The organism is Furfurilactobacillus entadae, assembly GCF_045862745.1.
Classification (GTDB): domain Bacteria; phylum Bacillota; class Bacilli; order Lactobacillales; family Lactobacillaceae; genus Furfurilactobacillus; species Furfurilactobacillus entadae.
This window is the reverse complement of the sequence record NZ_BQXN01000013.1, coordinates 43,653-60,155: the sequence shown is the minus strand read 5'-3', so window position 1 is coordinate 60,155 and position 16,503 is coordinate 43,653. Positions and strand designations below refer to the sequence as shown.

The 16,503-nt window shown below is 47.5% G+C and carries 12 protein-coding genes, 1 tRNA gene and 2 pseudogenes; 5 read left to right on the top strand and 10 right to left on the bottom strand.

Annotated elements, in window-relative coordinates; genetic code table 11:
• Positions 1-73, top strand: a tRNA-Thr gene (locus tag ACKTR5_RS06975).
• Between the two features lie 344 nt (positions 74-417).
• Complete coding sequence (locus tag ACKTR5_RS06970; protein ID WP_407880293.1) at positions 418-1,593, top strand: NAD(P)/FAD-dependent oxidoreductase; 1,176 nt, start codon at positions 418-420, stop codon at positions 1,591-1,593.
• 52 nt (positions 1,594-1,645) lie between these two features.
• Here the strand turns inward: ACKTR5_RS06970 and ACKTR5_RS06965 are convergent, their stop codons facing one another.
• From ACKTR5_RS06965 to ACKTR5_RS06930, 8 genes and pseudogenes are all read right to left on the bottom strand, one after another.
• The gene (locus ACKTR5_RS06965) at positions 1,646-2,884 is read right to left on the bottom strand and encodes an MBL fold metallo-hydrolase (RefSeq protein ID WP_407880291.1); all 1,239 of its coding nucleotides are present in this window, start codon (positions 2,882-2,884) and stop codon (positions 1,646-1,648) included.
• Between the two features lie 98 nt (positions 2,885-2,982).
• Positions 2,983-4,251, bottom strand: coding sequence for an ABC transporter substrate-binding protein (locus tag ACKTR5_RS06960; RefSeq protein ID WP_407880290.1), 1,269 nt, complete (start codon positions 4,249-4,251; stop codon positions 2,983-2,985).
• A 96-nt stretch (positions 4,252-4,347) separates the two neighbouring features.
• Positions 4,348-5,177 (bottom strand): annotated as a pseudogene (locus ACKTR5_RS06955) (carbohydrate ABC transporter permease).
• A gap of 12 nt (positions 5,178-5,189) precedes the next feature.
• Positions 5,190-6,087, bottom strand: a pseudogene (locus ACKTR5_RS06950) (carbohydrate ABC transporter permease).
• On the bottom strand, positions 6,084-7,184 hold the full coding sequence (locus ACKTR5_RS06945; protein ID WP_407880288.1) for an ABC transporter ATP-binding protein: 1,101 nt from the start codon (positions 7,182-7,184) through the stop codon (positions 6,084-6,086). Before ACKTR5_RS06945 ends, ACKTR5_RS06950 begins: the two are co-directional and overlap by 4 nt.
• A 557-nt stretch (positions 7,185-7,741) precedes the next feature.
• Positions 7,742-9,313 (bottom strand): MFS transporter, encoded by a 1,572-nt coding sequence (locus ACKTR5_RS06940; protein WP_407880286.1) that lies wholly within the window; start codon positions 9,311-9,313, stop codon positions 7,742-7,744.
• A 21-nt stretch (positions 9,314-9,334) separates the two neighbouring features.
• Positions 9,335-9,886, bottom strand: coding sequence for a PadR family transcriptional regulator (locus ACKTR5_RS06935; protein ID WP_407880284.1), 552 nt, complete (start codon positions 9,884-9,886; stop codon positions 9,335-9,337).
• Between the two features lie 174 nt (positions 9,887-10,060).
• The gene (locus tag ACKTR5_RS06930; RefSeq protein ID WP_407880282.1) at positions 10,061-10,525 is read right to left on the bottom strand and encodes a GNAT family N-acetyltransferase; all 465 of its coding nucleotides are present in this window, start codon (positions 10,523-10,525) and stop codon (positions 10,061-10,063) included.
• Positions 10,526-10,564: 39 nt separating this feature from the next.
• Between ACKTR5_RS06930 and ACKTR5_RS06925 the strand changes: the two genes are divergently transcribed.
• From ACKTR5_RS06925 to cls, 3 genes are all read left to right on the top strand, one after another.
• On the top strand, positions 10,565-11,215 hold the full coding sequence (locus ACKTR5_RS06925) for an endonuclease III (RefSeq protein ID WP_407880280.1): 651 nt from the start codon (positions 10,565-10,567) through the stop codon (positions 11,213-11,215).
• Between the two features lie 12 nt (positions 11,216-11,227).
• Complete coding sequence (locus tag ACKTR5_RS06920; protein WP_407880279.1) at positions 11,228-12,454, top strand: ATP-binding protein; 1,227 nt, start codon at positions 11,228-11,230, stop codon at positions 12,452-12,454.
• A gap of 92 nt (positions 12,455-12,546) precedes the next feature.
• The gene (cls, locus tag ACKTR5_RS06915) at positions 12,547-13,992 is read left to right on the top strand and encodes a cardiolipin synthase (protein WP_407880277.1); all 1,446 of its coding nucleotides are present in this window, start codon (positions 12,547-12,549) and stop codon (positions 13,990-13,992) included.
• Positions 13,993-14,064: 72 nt separating this feature from the next.
• Here cls and ACKTR5_RS06910 read toward each other — a convergent pair whose 3' ends face one another.
• Both ACKTR5_RS06910 and ACKTR5_RS06905 read right to left on the bottom strand, forming a co-directional pair.
• On the bottom strand, positions 14,065-15,525 hold the full coding sequence (locus ACKTR5_RS06910; RefSeq protein WP_407880275.1) for a DUF4097 family beta strand repeat-containing protein: 1,461 nt from the start codon (positions 15,523-15,525) through the stop codon (positions 14,065-14,067).
• The gene (locus tag ACKTR5_RS06905) at positions 15,512-15,868 is read right to left on the bottom strand and encodes a PadR family transcriptional regulator (protein ID WP_407880273.1); all 357 of its coding nucleotides are present in this window, start codon (positions 15,866-15,868) and stop codon (positions 15,512-15,514) included. The genes ACKTR5_RS06910 and ACKTR5_RS06905 overlap by 14 nt, the downstream gene beginning before the upstream one ends.
• Positions 15,869-16,503: the final 635 nt, after the last annotated feature.

The following is a 16,503-nucleotide window of genomic DNA, read 5'->3' as shown; positions in this document are numbered from 1 at the left end:
GCCGGATTAGCTCAGTTGGTAGAGCATCGGTATCGTAAACCGAGGGTCAGGTGTTCGAGTCACCTATCCGGCATCAAAGGTAAAGCGTCGTTTCACGGGTTGATCACCGTGGAGCGGCGTTTTTTTGTGGACTGAACTATGGATAGTGAAAAGGGCGATAATAAGCAGGTTGGCAGAACCATGATGCATGAATATGCTTTGCTAAAGAAAGAACCACTTAACGAAGTCTGTTATGGTTATGAAACGTTTAATTAGAATGATCATCTGATAAACGAATTGTTTTTAAAGTTAAATAAAAGGCGTTATTGCAGACAATTGTGTACATTTGATTTTATAATGGAAGCGAAACCAAATTTGGCATGGCGCTGATCAACTCGACTGCTAAATTTGTGAACGGATAATTTGGGAGGAATAAAGATGACTGAAGTAATCGTTTTAGGTGCAGGGTACGCAGGCTTACGGACGGTTCATGAACTGCACAATGCCAATGTGCACATTACCTTGATTGACCGCAATGCCTATCATTATGAAGCAACAGCACTACATACAGTGGCCATTGGGACAAATGAACCAGACCACATTACGTTTGATATTGCGTGTGCGTTACCATCAGGGGTGACGTTTAAGCAGGATACGGTGACCAAGATCGACGTTGATCACAAGCAAGTTAGTGTTGCAGGTGAAGCGGCACCACTTAATTATGATTACTTGGTGGTTGCACTTGGCTTTGAATCAGAGGACTTTGGCATTAAGGGCGCCGCTGAGTACGGTCTAAAGCTTCAAGACATCGACAGTGCCGTCGCCATTCGGAAGCACTTAGAAGCACGTTTAGCAGCCTATAACGAGACTAAGGATGAACGGGACCTCCACATTATTGTGTGTGGGGCTGGTTTTACCAGTATCGAGCTGTTGGGTGAACTAGTTCACCGGATGCCTAGTTTAATTCAGCAATACAATTTACCAGCAGATAAGATCGAAATTACCTGTTTGGAGGCCCAACCAAAAGTTTTGCCAATGTTTGATGAAAAACTTGTTGATTACGCGGTGAAGTATTTGGCAGATAAGGGCGCCATCATCCACACCGCAACGGCGATTGATGAAGTAACTGCCCACGGGGTCGTTAGTGGTGACAAGACGTATGAAGCAAACACAATTATCTGGACGACTGGTGTTCGCGGAAGCCAAGTGATTGCCGACTCCGGTTTTGATCAAAAGCGGAACCGGGTTGCTGTCGAACCAACGTTAACCCTTAAGGATCACCCAGATGTCTTTATCATTGGGGATAATAGTGCGGTTCCTGACCCAGCTAGTGGGCGGTTCTACCCAACAACTGGGCAAATCGCGATTGCACAAGCAACCCATGTCGTTAAGAACATCAAGGGGAGTCTTGAAGGACAGTCGATGACGAACTTTACGTACAAGGCCATGGGAACGGTTTGTTCACTTGGGCCAACTAGAGGCATTGCTGAAATTGGGTCAACTGGTTCAATCAAGCTAAAGGGGCACAAGGTTTCTCTCGTTAAGAAAATGATTAATGATCGTTCGATTATGGAAGAAACTGGCTTTGCTAACATGATGCGTAACCTCAGCTAGTTAAATTAAAAAGCTTATCAGCACATGTGTGTTGATAAGCTTTTTTTATCGGTTAGAAGTGGTAAGACTGATTTCGCTCAGGCAAGCGGGTTTCGGTGGGGAGTGAAGCCAATGCCTCTGCGGCCGCCGCTGGGTGGAATGAATGCCACAAGACGGTGGTCTGTGCGTTTACCCGTTTGGCAATGGCGACTAATGCATTGGGGGTCGCGTGGCCAGAACTACTGAGTGTTTGTAACTGCCAGTGATGCGTTGAGAGAAAGTCCTGGAGAACGGCAAAGCGTGGGTCATAATCACCCAGTGGTTCACCATTACTATGCAGATACAGTAGTGGACCAAACGAATCAAGCTGGGGAAGATTTTCAAAACTATTTTGCAGACAAAAATGATCAGGCTCATGGCGAAGCGTGGCAGATGAAACTGGAATAAGTGTATTGAGATCTTCACGGTTTAAATGTGTGGTATTTAAGACATGAATCAGTGCCTCAGGGTAAAACGCATGAAGCAACCGGGCGTAAGCAAGCTCCCAAACAACGGGCCGGTTGAGTGCATTGGCTGTTTGGTTAAACCGGAGGAGTCGCTCTAAATTTCGTGGATAGGGGTTTAACACAAGCAATTCTGGCTGCGTTTGGATGAGCTCGCGAAAGCTAGCTTGCAATTGCGCTTCACTGGCAGGTTCTTGTTCTGATGGCGGGAAGCTGAAACTTGTGGCTTCCAACATAAAGAGGTCTAAGTGAGCCTGATGAAAGACATCGAGCCAGTGGTGCACGTTTTCAATGTGGGGACCGTTGAGCCGGACATCGCCAGAGATGCCAAAAGAATGCCGCCCATCTGAAATCAGGAGGGCCGTAGCACCAAACGCATCGTGGTCGCTGGCAAACCCAGTCACCGTTAAGTCACCGATCTGGACTGGGGTATCGTAATGAAACGAGTGAAAGTTGAGCCCCATTGGCTTAGCGAGACCGGCCGCGGCCAAGTGCTTGTAAAGACGATAGGAATCGGCTGAGAGGTAAACGGGGATGTCCGTTTTTAAATATTGGAGGGCTGCGGTGTGATCAAGGTGCAGGTGGCTGATGAAAATCGCCTCATGGCGGTAAGGACTTGGTTCAGCTGACCGGGTAAAAAGTTCGGGTAGATCCGGCAAGAGATGGTTAGCCATTAAGGTGTCTGGATCTGCGTCATCGCTGTTAACTGCAATCCCGAAGTCCGTGATAATTCGCGATGTGGCGGTTGTGATCTCGACAATATTGCCACCAATAGTGTTTAGGCCGTTTAGAAAACGAACGTTAGTCATAAAATGGCCTCCTTTTAAAAAGAATTAAGTGCTATGTAAGTAAAGCGGCTCCTGACACCGGACCGCTCTACAAAACCTAAAGTTGATGGGAAACGTGGTTACTGCTTTTCTGTGATTTGTTTCGTTTGAGTTGCTAATTGATCGAGGGCGTCCTTTGCGGAGGTTCCTTTGGTTAGCATGTCGTTAAAGGCATTTTGTTTATCATTGTAGTACTCACTGAATCCAACAAATGTTGGTTGCGAGAAGGCTTGGGGTAATGAATTAACGGCGGCTTTGTTTTCAGGATGGGCCTTTAGAAAGTCCTGATAATCCGTGGATTTGGTTGCGCTCTTATCTAGTGGAACGTAGCCAGTTAGCTTAGCCCATTTTGTGGCCGTCGTTGGCTTCAGCAGATACTTCATAAAGTCGTAGGCACCCTGCTGTTGCTTTTTGCTGGCACCTTTAAAGAGCACAACGTCGTTACCGGCAACTTCTGTGCCGCTTTTATCGTCATATGACGGTACAGGTGCTGTTGTCCAGTGAAGGTCCTTTGGTGCTTGCAATTTTGTCTGGGTCAACCCGGCAGAGGAACCAATGTAGAAGGCTGATTTACCGTTAACAAAGTTTTTGGTCCAGTACATATCTGATCCAGCGGATTTGGCAGTGCCATCCTTAACCATGTCGAGAACAAACTTAGCAGCAGAAACGGCCTTTTTATTGTTAACATTGACTGTTCCTGCGCTGGTTACGGGGGTGACACCGGCAGCATGGGTCATGCCGTCCCATTCCATGTCAAAACTCTTATCGAATCCGTAAGCGTAGATCCCGTCTTGTTTGAGTTTAGCACCGTCTTTTTTCAGGTCGTCCCACGTCTTTGGAACGGTCAGATTGTATTTTTTAAGAATGTCCTGGTTAACGTACATGATGCGAGTGGATTTTGATAATGGCGTTGAGTAATAGGATTTCCCAATCTTTGATCCGGTCAAGAATGCGGGATAAATGTCGTTGCGTGCCTTTTTAGACATGCTACTGTACATTGGATCAAGGTTATCAATGAAACCGTGACTCTTGTAATCGGGAAGGTTTGTGTAAGTTGTCATCCCAATAACGGGGAGGCTATGTGATTTTGCTGCGGCCATAACTTTTTGATTCATCTGGGCGTAATCACCCTGAGACGTTGTCGTCACGTGATAAGTTTTTTGCGACTTGTTGTAGTCGTTGACGATGGTTTCAAGGTTCTTTTGGTACGGTCCGGTTAAGCCACTCCAAAAGGAGATGTTTGTTGGTGTCGCGTGCTTTGATGCGTGAGCCGGTTGAAAAACGGTCATGGTTAATGTTGCGGCAACAGCAAGTGTTGCCAAAATTGCAAACCCCTTGTGGATCTTCATAATGGTGAGCCTTCCTTTCTACGATAACCAAGTATGTTAAGCAAAACGCCCCTCATTTGCGAATGGCAACACCCCTTTCGGTGAGGAATGTGTGAACTAGCCTTTAAGACCGGCGTGGCTAATTCCAGCAATAATGTATTTTTGAAGGATCAGGTAGACAATGATCATTGGTAAAACGACAAACGTGGAGGCAGCCCAGCCATAAGGAGCTGAAACTGGGTGCCTGCGTCACTTGTAAAGGCGTTTAAGCCGACAGGCAACGTGCGTAATTTTGCAGAGTTGGTGACAATGAGCGGCCACATGAAGGAGTTCCAGCTCCCAATGACCTCAAGGATGCCAATGGCGGTGATGGCAGATTTAGACAGTGGGACCATCATGGTCCATAAAAAGTGCCAGTCGGACGCGCCATCAATCTTGGCGGCATAATACAGTTCGTTTGGAATGGTGTTAAACGTTTGCCGTAACGTAAAGACCGCGAAGAAACTGGCAAGCCAAGGGATGATCAAAGCGCCGTAAGTGTTGATTAACCCAAATTTCGACAAGGTAACGAAATTTGGAATGATGAGCATTTCACCAGGAACCATCATGGTGGAGAGAAATAAGCCGAATAGCGCTCGCTGACCGTAAAAGGATAGTCGTGAAAAGGCAAACGCAGCGAGGATGGTCGTAAACAGCTGGCCAATGGTTGTTACGGTGGTTACGAAAATGCTGTTCAGAAAGTAAGTGAAAAACGGGGCTGCGTGCCAAGCACTGACAAAGTTATGCCACTGAAGGTGCTTAGGGAGCCAGGTTGGGGGAACAACCATTGTTTCCGGTGCGGTCTTCAGTGCGGTGGTCAGTATCCAAATAAACGGAATTAACATGGTCACGGCACCAAGAACCAGGATGGTGAACAATAATAATTGGCTTAAACGTTGTTTTGTCATTATGACGCTCCCTTACACATAGTGAACGTGCTTTTTGCCGTACCAGAGTTGCCCAAGGGTAACGAGGAGAATCATGATGAATAACACGACACCTGAAGCGGCAGCAATACCGTACTTCCATTCAGAATAGAATTTTTGGTACAGGTAAAAGACGATTGTTAACGTGGCCTTCCCGGGTCCTGGTGAACCCGAAAAGAGAACAAAAATTTCGTCAAACACCTTGAAGCCGCCAATAACGCTGGTGATGCTGACCAAGAACGTCATTGGGGATAGGAGTGGTAAGGTAATGTGGATGAAACGTTGCCATGCGTTGGCGCCGTCGATTTTAGCGACCTGGTCGTAACGTTGATTGATGTTGTTTAACCCGACTAAGAACAAAATGATTTTAAAACCAAGGCCCTTCCAAACAGTCATCATAATGAGTGCTGGCATGGCCCAGTGGGGATCGTTTAACCAATCAATGGCATGAATCCCAAAGTGAGCTAAAACAGCGTTAAACAGCCCGTATTGGCCGTTATAAAGCCATTGCCAAACGAGGGAGATTTGCGACGGTGCTGGTCACAAATGGCAAGAAGTAGGCCGTCTTGAGAAGGCCTGCCAGCCAGTGGACGTTGTTTAGCATCATCGCGATCCCCAGCGATAAAATGACAGATAGTGGAACGACCCCTAAGACAAAGATGAGGGTGTTTCTGACGGCAAGATGAAAGTCTGGATCAATCAAAATGAAGCGGAAATTATCGAGGCCAAGTGCGCTCACCTTGTCAGTGAAAAAGTCATACTTCGTGTAAAAGCTCATCGCAAAGGATTTGACGATGGGGTAGATGTTGAAAACGATGGTGATGATCAGCATTGGTGCTAGGTAGGCTAGGGCAATTAGCGTTGATTTTAAGGTGGGTCGTTGATTAATCATGCACCGGTTGCCTCCCTGGTTGAAAATGGTGTAATGGTGGCAGATTGAACCGGTGGCCAGATGCGTTGATCCGTTTGATCAAAGATGAAGGTCCCGGTGAGCGCAAGGGCGAATGCGAATGATTGTTGGGATCGATTATGTAGATCGGCTGGAAAACTGGTTGAGATGAGATCATCGCCAGCGTAGTTAATGCGCGTCATAATTTCACGGCCAAATTGGTGTGTTGCTAAGTGAGTCCCATTAAGAACAATATCGTGAGTTCCTGGTTGCACTGGTACCAAGCTTTCAGCACGAACAGCGAGGGTGCGGCCGGCTTTTAAAATGGCCTCCGGGATGTGGCCTGCAAGGTCATGTTGCGCATCGGCTAATGGGAGTGTATTGATGATTGGGGCGCCGATGAAACGGGCTACGAAAAGGTTGGCCGGTTGTTCATAAAGTCGGTTTGGGGTGGTGAACTGTTGAATTGCCCCTTCGTTTAAGACCATAATTTGATCCGCAATGTGAGTTGCTTCTTCCTGATCATGAGTGACAAAAACCGTTGTGATGCCCGTTTCCTGCTGAATGCGGCGGATTTCTTCACGCATTTCGACCCGTAGGCGCGCGTCTAAGTTTGATAAGGGTTCATCGAGCAACAGAATGCTGGGGGACTTTGCTAAGGCACGAGCGATGGCAACCCGTTGTTGTTGACCACCAGACAGCTCGCCGGGGTGTTTGTCGAGCTCATCAGTTAAATGAACTAACGCTGCCAGTTCATGCGCCCGGGCCAACCGGGCTGCTTTTGGCATTTTCATCATCTTCATGGGAAAGCAGATGTTATCAAGAACGGTCATGTGCGGATAAAGCGCATAGTTCTGAAAAACCATCCCCACTTTTCGGGCCAAGGCATCATGGTGCGTCACGTCTTGGTCGCCAAAGTAAATTTGGCCAGCAGTTGGTTGAAGTAAACCACTGATCAAATTGAGGGTCGTTGACTTACCACAGCCACTAGGGCCGAGGAGACAAGTCAACTGTCCTTCGGGGATGGTGAAACTAATTTGATTTAAAATGTGATGATGATTGTCGTAGGCCAGTGAGACCTGTTTAAAGGTAACGTCCACAGTAAAACACCCTTTCAAAGTAAACTAACGTCAAAGCTGGAAAGTAGGATCAAGGAACATTGACGGCAACGGCAGCGAATACCATTGCTGAGATTATGTTAGTGGTTCATTTAGAATTACCCGTTGGGGCTAGTATACACGATTGAAAACGATGGTCAATCATTTTAAGGTTCGGTTTTATATTCAAAAATTAATAAAAAAATCTATAAATAACGTAATATTACATAAATTATGAACATCAGTAATTGGGCACTTGCATGTAAAGCCATCGATAGTGCCGAAATAAAGGTGAAATTGGCGAAACACACAGGGCACTTATTGATTAGTTACCAGGTGGAATGCGTTAAGAAACGGGTGAAAAACAAGTTAGTCATTTTCTTATTTAAACGTCGGTTAAATTGCGAAAACTGGTGATGGCAAATGTGAAGCAGTCATGAAACTAATGATTATTTTAAAGTGGTGGCCACCGTTTCAGCGGTCGGAAAATCTGGATGAACGAAAAGGCGGCTGCCTTCCCTAAAATGGGAAGACAGTCGCCTTTTTCGTCAGTGAAATTGTTAAGAGTTCGCGGATGAATGGTGATCGCGAACCAGTAAAATTGCTGCGAAAGCACCGAGAAGTGCAAAGCCAATGGCTAACAGTAAAAGGTTTTTGAAACCAAGATCAAACGCCGAAATAACGAGGTGGTGAACGTTATGGTAAGCAGGAAGTTGGCGCAGTGGCCCTGCTTGTTTGCTGGCAAGCACAGCTTTGCCGGAAAAGGGTCCAGCAGCGAGGAGGCCATGTTTAATCCCACCAAGGGCCTGGGTTGGTAGCCCCGTATTTGCGAGGTGGCTAGTAATGTGGTCATGATAGGCATTGGTTAACTGAATGCCCAAGGTGACGACCCCAAAGCTAATCCCAAACTGACGGAAGACGTTAACGATGCCACTTGCCATTCCAATGTGCTTAGGTTCGACGGCGCTAATGGCCGCAGCAGATAGTGGGGGATTCACGGTTGCGTTACCAAGTCCTAAAAAGACGAACGCAATGGCGAAGTTTTCGTACGTAACGGTTGGCGTAATGGTGCGGTATAACAGGTACAGGCCGAGGATAATGGAGAGCATTCCGGCAAACATTAACCAGCGATTTCCCCAGCGGTTCGTTAAAATTCCAATGACAGGGCCTAAAATAAGGCTGAAGACACTGATTGTTAATTGCCGAATCCCCGTTTGCATAGCGGAGTAATCAATGTAGTTTTGCATGAGAACGGTGAGGTACGTGTACATTGCGTAGAGCCCGGCACCAAGGCCAAAGCCGACAAGGGTTGCCCCAACAAATGATGGAATTTTAAACATCCGCACATCCATCATGGGTTCCTTGATTCGCAATTCAAGGATCACAAAGGCAACCAGGAGGAGCAAACCACCACCTAATAAGCCAGCAACATGAACGTTAAGCCATGACCAACTGGTGTGATTTTCTTTTTGCAACAAACCAAAGATGATGCAGAAAATGGCAACGGTACTAATGACGATCCCAGCGATGTCGACGTGGCCATTTCGGTTACCGTAGCTTTCATCGACAAAGAAGAAGGCCATCAACAGGGCGATAATGCCGACGGGAACGTTAATTAAGAAGATGGCCCGCCATGAAAAGGCTTGAACCAGGATCCCCCCAAAGAGTGGTCCGATGGCCGTTGCCAAACCAACAACGGAGCTCCAGATTCCAAGGGCAACACCACGTTCTTTCCCTTTAAACGTTGTGGCGACGATCGCCATGGACAAACTGAGCATGGCGGCACCACCAAACCCCTGAACCCCACGGAAAATGTTTAATTGAAGGCCGCTTTGAGCGAGTGCTGAGGCGAGTGAACCCAAGGTGAAAATGAACAAGCCCATTTGAAAAATACGTTTCCGGCCAAACAGGTCACCTAGCTTAGAAATTAGTAAAAGGCTAACGGCGTAGACCATGGTGTACGCGTTGATAATCCACTGTAAATTGTTAAACGACTCGTTGAAATCGCGCTGAATGGTTGGCAATGCGACGTTAACAACGGTCACATCAAGAAGAGCCATGAACACGCCGAGACACACTGCCACGAGGGCAAGCCAGTGGCGAATGGCTGGTGATAATTTAAATTTTTGCATGATGTAGTGCTCCTTTAAAAGTTACTTGAGGTTAGTGAGTGCGCCTGCTGAAAGCTCACGTTGAACGGTGATTGCCCAGTCGATGGCGGCTTGTGCTTGGGCCAGTCGGTATTGACCAAGGGCGGTTGAGGTAAACTTGTCAGCGTCGTCCATGTCAGCCGCCTGAATGGCTGATTTGGCAGTCTGGGCGCTATCTCTTACGGCCGTTTTATAAGCAATAAACGTCTCAAGCAGGTCGATGGCTTCCGGCGTTGTCAGATGATGTAAATTATCAAGTTTGAAAAGGTACAGCATTTCTTCATTCTTACCTGGCGTGATTGGCTTTGCCATTAACGCTTTGAAGTGGTCGCGACCATGATCGGTGAGGTGAGCGACATTTTGCTGACGACCACCGTCGTGTTGCGTATTCACTAGGGTAATATCGCCCGCTTCTTCAAGCTTATCCAACAGCGGATAAATGATCCCCCAGCTGACCGTAAATCGGTCACCGATAACGTGACTAAGAATGTCACGTAATTGGTAACCGGTTAATGGGTTGTCCATCAATTCACCTAAAACAAATAGTGTGTACATGAATTACGACTCCTTTTATATCAAAAAGATATATATCTAACAGATACATAGCATACGCGCATTTACAGAGAAGTCAACAAAAAATAAAAAAGTGCCAGTAAGCACCACCCGGTAATGATTAGCCGAAAGACGAATCATTGTGAGGGCGGTGGTCACTGGCACTAAGCGATCAAACTAAATGGTGGCGTGGCGGCCTAAATTTGGGTATTGATCAAGGCGCGTGTCTTCTAACGTAATGTTTGGCGGCGTTGCGAGCACATCACGTTTTGTTTCACGGAAGTGGTGGTGGGCATAAAAGGCGCGGGCCGCTTCATTTTGAATGACAACTTTCAACTGTAACGGTTCAGTCGCAATTGTTCGTAAGCCACCTATGAGGGCGGTCCCGACATGCTGATGATGAAATGCAGGGTCAACGAATAATAGGTGAATAAAACTGGCTAAGCGGTAAAATGAAGTGAACCCTACGACCTGCTGATTTAACTCAGCGACTAAAATGAGTTCACCGCGGCTATCACGGTCAAAATCTGTGAGGCGCGGCTGATGAACCCATGGAAAGGCACGCTGGCGGGCCACGAGGTAAATTTGTTCAAGTCTGGGATAGTCTGCCACGGTAGCAGGGCGAATGGTGATCTGTGACATGATGGACGCCTTTCTTGGATCAATGATGAGGATAATTTGATGAAGTTAAAACCACTATACAACATTTTAGAAACGAATATGGGGCCACAAAACTGGTTGGCACCCGAAACGCTGTGGGCACAGTCACCCCTTCAAGTGATGTGGACAGCGATTCTCATTCAGAATGCGAGTGCCGCCAACGCGACAGCCGCTGCAAAGGCATTACTAGCGGCAACTGATAATGATCCGGCAGTCATCCGCAACCTTGATCCTGAAGCATTAGCAACGGTGATTAAACCGGCTGGATTGTACAGGATGAAGGCAACGTATTTAATTGCGGCCGCCGAGTGGTTAGGGCGTTACGATGATGATTTGCTCGCCATTGAACGGATGGATCGAAAAACATTGCAAACAGCACTTTTATCCGTCAAGGGCCTGGGAAACGAAACGGTGGATGACATTATGATGTACGGTTTTCATCACCCACTGTTTATTGCGGATACCTATGCCCGGCGGCAATTTGGTTGGCTTGGACTTGAAGTACCAAAATCATACCGAGCGTTTCAACAACTTGTGGAGGCGGATGCTGGGCTAACGTGGTTTGAGTTTCAAGAGCTTCACGCACTGATTGACGGTCTGGGCAAACAAATTAAGACGGCCACACAGTGGGAGGCCAGCTTTATGGGGTCGTTTAAACTAAGGGAACGTTAGGGAGGTCAACCGATGCAAGAACCAGACATTATGCTGACAGATTGGGCACTCAACAAGACAACTGGGCAAACGGTGAGCGTCTCGGCGGATGACCTGTTAAACCAACACTTATTGATTGTCGGCCAAACGAGAAGCGGTAAATCAACGTCAATGGTTGCCCTGTTAATGGCACTGCAACACAAGAGCCAAACGGCAATTATTTTAGACCCAACTGGTGAGTATGTGAACCTGCCAAACGTTGTGGTGGGTCAATTAGGGGGCAATGCCTTTCTTGACTACACGGCGTTAACGGCACCAGAGCTGGCCCAGCTGGCAGGCATTACGGATCATGAGGCGATTGAAACGCTGGGCGCGGCCATTGTCAGCTTACGAATCATGAAGAATGTGGTCCGTAAACAGGGACTTTACGTGAAGATGAACCGGTTGTGGTCGGATCATGAGGATGCATTAGCACGGTTACACGCGTATCCACGGCCCTACAACGGCGCGCTATTACCAGAGCAGTTGTTAGCAGAATGCGTTAAGCCGCTAGCGGGCGCCGCAGCCAATTTTGATGTAATCGGTCAACAACCTGATTTTGAAAAGCAGACCCGCCTCTATCCAGCGGTTGTGAAGCTTCGTCAGTGGTTAAGCAATCCGGTGTACCAACGCTTACTGCGGTTGCCGATGACGGATCAGATGAAGAAGCGGTTACCCAAAACACGGTATGATGTCGGCTACTTGATGCGGTTGTTTGCCGCCATGAAGGCCGACCACCGCCACCTTGTTATAGATCTCTCAGCATTAGCTGGTGATTTACGGACAGGCCGCTTGATCGTGAGTCTATTAGCCGCGCGGTTACTTCGGTTGAAACAAACCATGAGGCAGAGTGTTCCGGTTGTTTTGACCATTGATGAAGCACATCGCTACTTGTCACAATCGACGGAAATGGCCGATGACGGCTTATCACGGCTTGCACGTGAGGGGCGTAAAGTGGGTGCGTACCTCATGCTGACGACGCAAAGTCCGCTGGATCTACCACAACAGTTAGTGGGCGAATTTGGTCAGTTAATGATTCACCGGTTAACAACAGGGGCGGAATTAGCGTTACTGCTCGCCAATCCTGAGGTGATCGCTGAGATCGCGCAGCAAAAAGTGGGTGAGGCAACGCTGGCTGGGACGCACTTTAGAGAACCGGTGCCGCTTAAAATTAGCCCCGCAAATGTCGTCCATGAAACAGCGAGCCCACGTTTTCATTAGTTAGCAGAATCCAGGAGAAAATGGTCGCGGGATGGTTAAAAAATGAGTAAGATGAATGTAGTAAATGTTGAATTATTGGAGGACGTGACCTGATGAATTGGGCACACATTATTTTTGAAGTCGTGATTTACGTCAACGCAGTGTTAGCGTTCATTACGGTGTTCCGAGAGCCCCGTGATATTGCCGCTACCTGGGCGTGGTTACTGGTGCTAGTCTTTTTACCGGTGATTGGCTTTATTGCCTACGCGTTTGTGGGTCGGCGACTACCAAAAAACCGCCTGTTTCAAATCCAGGAACAGGAGCAGTTGCAACTGGACGAGCGGTTAGCGCTTCAACGGGCCGAGTTATCATCGGAACGAAATGAAGCCGATGGTGTGACTGCCCAGGCGCTGGGAACGGTTAATCTCTTTATTGAGTCAGATCAGGCGTTTTTAACGCGGAACAACCGGGTTCATGTCATTAAGGATGGTAAAGCCCTGTTTCACGAATTATTTGAAGACATTGAACGGGCCAAACAAAGCATCCACATCGAGTTTTATACGATTTACGCGGATGACATTGGTCATGACTTACTGAACCTCCTGATTAAGAAGGCAAACGAAGGGGTGGTCGTCCGGGTATTGTATGATTCATGGGGGTCCATGGGTGTTCGACCAAAGTTCTACGACCCGTTACGAGCAGCGGGTGGTGAAGCCTATCCGTTTCTACAGACACGGAGCGCATGGGCCGATTTCCGACTGAACTTTCGTGATCACCGAAAGATCGTGGTGATCGACGGGACAATCGGTTACACCGGTGGTTTCAACATCGGGGATCAGTATCTGGGTCGGAAAGAAAAGTTTGGTTACTGGCGCGATACCCATTTGCGGATCGTGGGTGCCGGAATTTACGGCCTTCAGTCACGGTTTATTCGGGATTGGAACGCAACCAGTAAAGTTAACCCGTTAACTGTTACAAATGACTTGTTCCGTGTGACAAAGGTTAAGGGGAACACCAACATGCAGATTGTGTCCTCTGGGCCTGATTCTGATAAAGAGCAGATTAAGATGGGGTATTTACGACTCATCAACTCTGCCCAAAAGCGACTGTGGATTCAGTCACCGTACCTCATTCCAGATGACTCTGTGTTAGACGCACTTCGGGTTGCCGCAGGGAGCGGTGTGGACGTTCGCATCATGATTCCGTCGATGCCAGATCACGCGTTCGTTTACCGGGCGACGGAATATTACGCAAAGCAGCTGGCACGTGAAGGCGTTAAAATCTTTAAGTATCGGAATGGTTTCGTCCATTCAAAGACCATGGTGGTGGATGATGGTGTGGCCTCTGTCGGCTCAGCGAACCTTGATTTCCGAAGTTTTAAACTGAATTTTGAACTTAATGCGTTTATTTATGACCCTGACATTACGGCACAACTTGCGACATTGTTTGAGGCGGACAGTCAGGTCAGTGAATTAACCACATATACGGACTTTGTTTCCCAATCATGGTGGCGTAAATTTAAACAAACGTTCTCCCGGCTCCTATCACCAATTTTATAGTGAAGGCACAAAAAGACCAGCTCCTCGTCAATGAGGGGCTGGTCTTTTATTTGGTGTAACTGTGCTGTGTCTTTAGGAGAGGCGAATGGTCCCTGATTTTGCTACGGCGGTTACGTAAAATTCGGGGTCTTCGCCCACAGCGCCATCCTTGAAGGCACTCGTCTTATGATCATAAATGGCTGTTCGTGGGCCACTAACGGCACCACTTTCGGCATCGAGGTCAAAATTATATTCAGTGCCAGGTGCAAAGTGCAGTTTGATCGTCCCGGAGGTTGCGGATGTATCAAGGTTGCCAGTTAGGCCAGAAAAATCAAGGTTGATGGTTCCAGACTTCGCCTGAATGGAACCGGCACCTGCAAGCGCCGTTCCGCGGACGATGCCTGAGTTTGCAACCAGATCAAACGTCTTCGCCTTAACATCATCCAAACGGGTTGAGCCACTGTGGACACGGGAACGAAGGAGGCCGTCAACGGTCAAATGCCGGAGTTTAACGTTGCCAGAACTATTTTCGATATCGAGATCCTTCATGTGGCCGCCGTCAACTTGAAGGGTGCCGCTGTTAATGACAGTTCGAACCTGGTTCAACATGGTTAGATCAGTCAATTTAGCAACCCCAGAACGGACATTGAGCAGGAGGTCACCAGTAAAGCTCATCGGAATCAGCAGTTGTGTCCGGATGCGTAACGGAAGGAGGTGTGGCCGTTTGCCGCTTTTGATCGTTAAGGTACCGTTGTTGACGTCTGTGTGGGCAAAGTAACTGGTGTTTGCCCGGCTCATGTATTCTCTGAGGATGATTGTGTCCGTGGTGTGGTTAGGGAGCACCCGGACACTTGAGTTAACGTAATCGAAGTTGATTCGGTCGATTGTTTCCGGTGAGAACGTCACTTCGTTAACCATTGATAAACGATCTACATAAATTTCAGTATCGGTTGCGTCTGTACGGTCAAAGCTCTTATCAAAGTTAGCAAACGTGGTGTCATCAGTTGTGGTTTTCTTTGGTGAAGTTGCTTTTTGGCTCGGCACGTCTTCACGGTGGAAGCCAGTGTCATCAATGACAAGGTTTCCTAAGCGAACGCCATCGCTCGTAAAACTGACCTGGCCGTTATTGATGTCCAACCCGTTTTCATCAATGTTAATGGTTTTACCACCGTTAACGGTTAAGCCATTTTCGTCGGCCTTAAACAGTTTTCCGCCGTCGATTGAAATTTGATTATCCGTGATGTCGATGTGGTGGCCATGATGGTGATAGTGGCCCTCATGCTTATGGGTCGTGGTGTCGTCATCAGTAAATGTGGCATCATCTTCAGGATTGGTCTGATTGATCTCGTCCACGAGATCATCAAGGTCACCTAGTTGTTCAAACGCATGATTGACGGCATCCGTCATGCTTTCGCCTTGGGCCTCGCGCTCATGAGCGGCTTCACTTAGATCGGCGGTAAGTTCTTCACGCAATTCGTGCATATCCGTTGTATCTGGGTAGTCAGCAAAGTAATTATCGAGGCGTTCTTTAACCATGTTATCAATTGTGTCCATTTTCATCGATCCTTCCTGTAATCAAATCATCAATGACATTTTTAGCAAATGCCCAGTTAGCAACGTTTTGTGCAAGGGTGAGGTTCCCATCTTCGGTCAGGCGGTAGTACTTTCGCCGGCCACCCTGGGTTTCATCGCCCCAGTAACTTTCAATTTCACCATTTTTTTCCATCCGCCGAAACGCGGTGTACAATGTTGCTTCGTTTAATTCATAAGCGTCGTGACTGAGTGTTCGAATGGCTTTTGCGATTTCATAACCGTAGCTGTCACCCTGACTCAGAATGTTGAGGATGATCGTCGTGGTGTGACCACGGATAATCTCCTTTGAAATTTCGGGCGTCATGAGTAAGCCTCCCTAGATTTTTCGTTAGTTGTTTTTGTGAACGGGTACAATGTATCACGTATTACTATTTGTGTCAAAGTAATATGCGTGGAAAAATTGAATCAACCACGATAAGGACCCAACAAAAAACGCCCATTCCTAATGGAATGGGCGTTTTAGACGATTCGGTCATCGCAAAGCCAGCGGTAACATTTTCGTTACGGTGGGGCTTGCTCACAAACCGTGGCCGGATCAACCGGCTATTAAACTGTGCAACTCCGGAGTTGCTTAATTGTGACGGATTCTAGGTTGCCGCCCGCCTGTTGCCAGCTGATGAACAACTTCATCCAACTGACCTTGCAGTGCCTAGGAAGGAATCTTTCTAAGGCCATCATTTTTTCGCTGTCTTGTGATTACTCATTGGCCATTCGTCTAATCATCATAATTGATTATGGGACGTTCGCTCCCGGACGATGTTTATCAGAACAAAACCATTTCACGATGAGAATCAGCCATAGACGCGAGTGCGCCAGCCATTCAGGTGATGTGCCTGAACTGTGCTTTCGATCATTAAAGGCCAACTTCCTTCCTCACTTATGAGTATAGCAAAAGCCATTTGAAAGCGCTACCATTTAGCCTAAAATAATTCATATCGC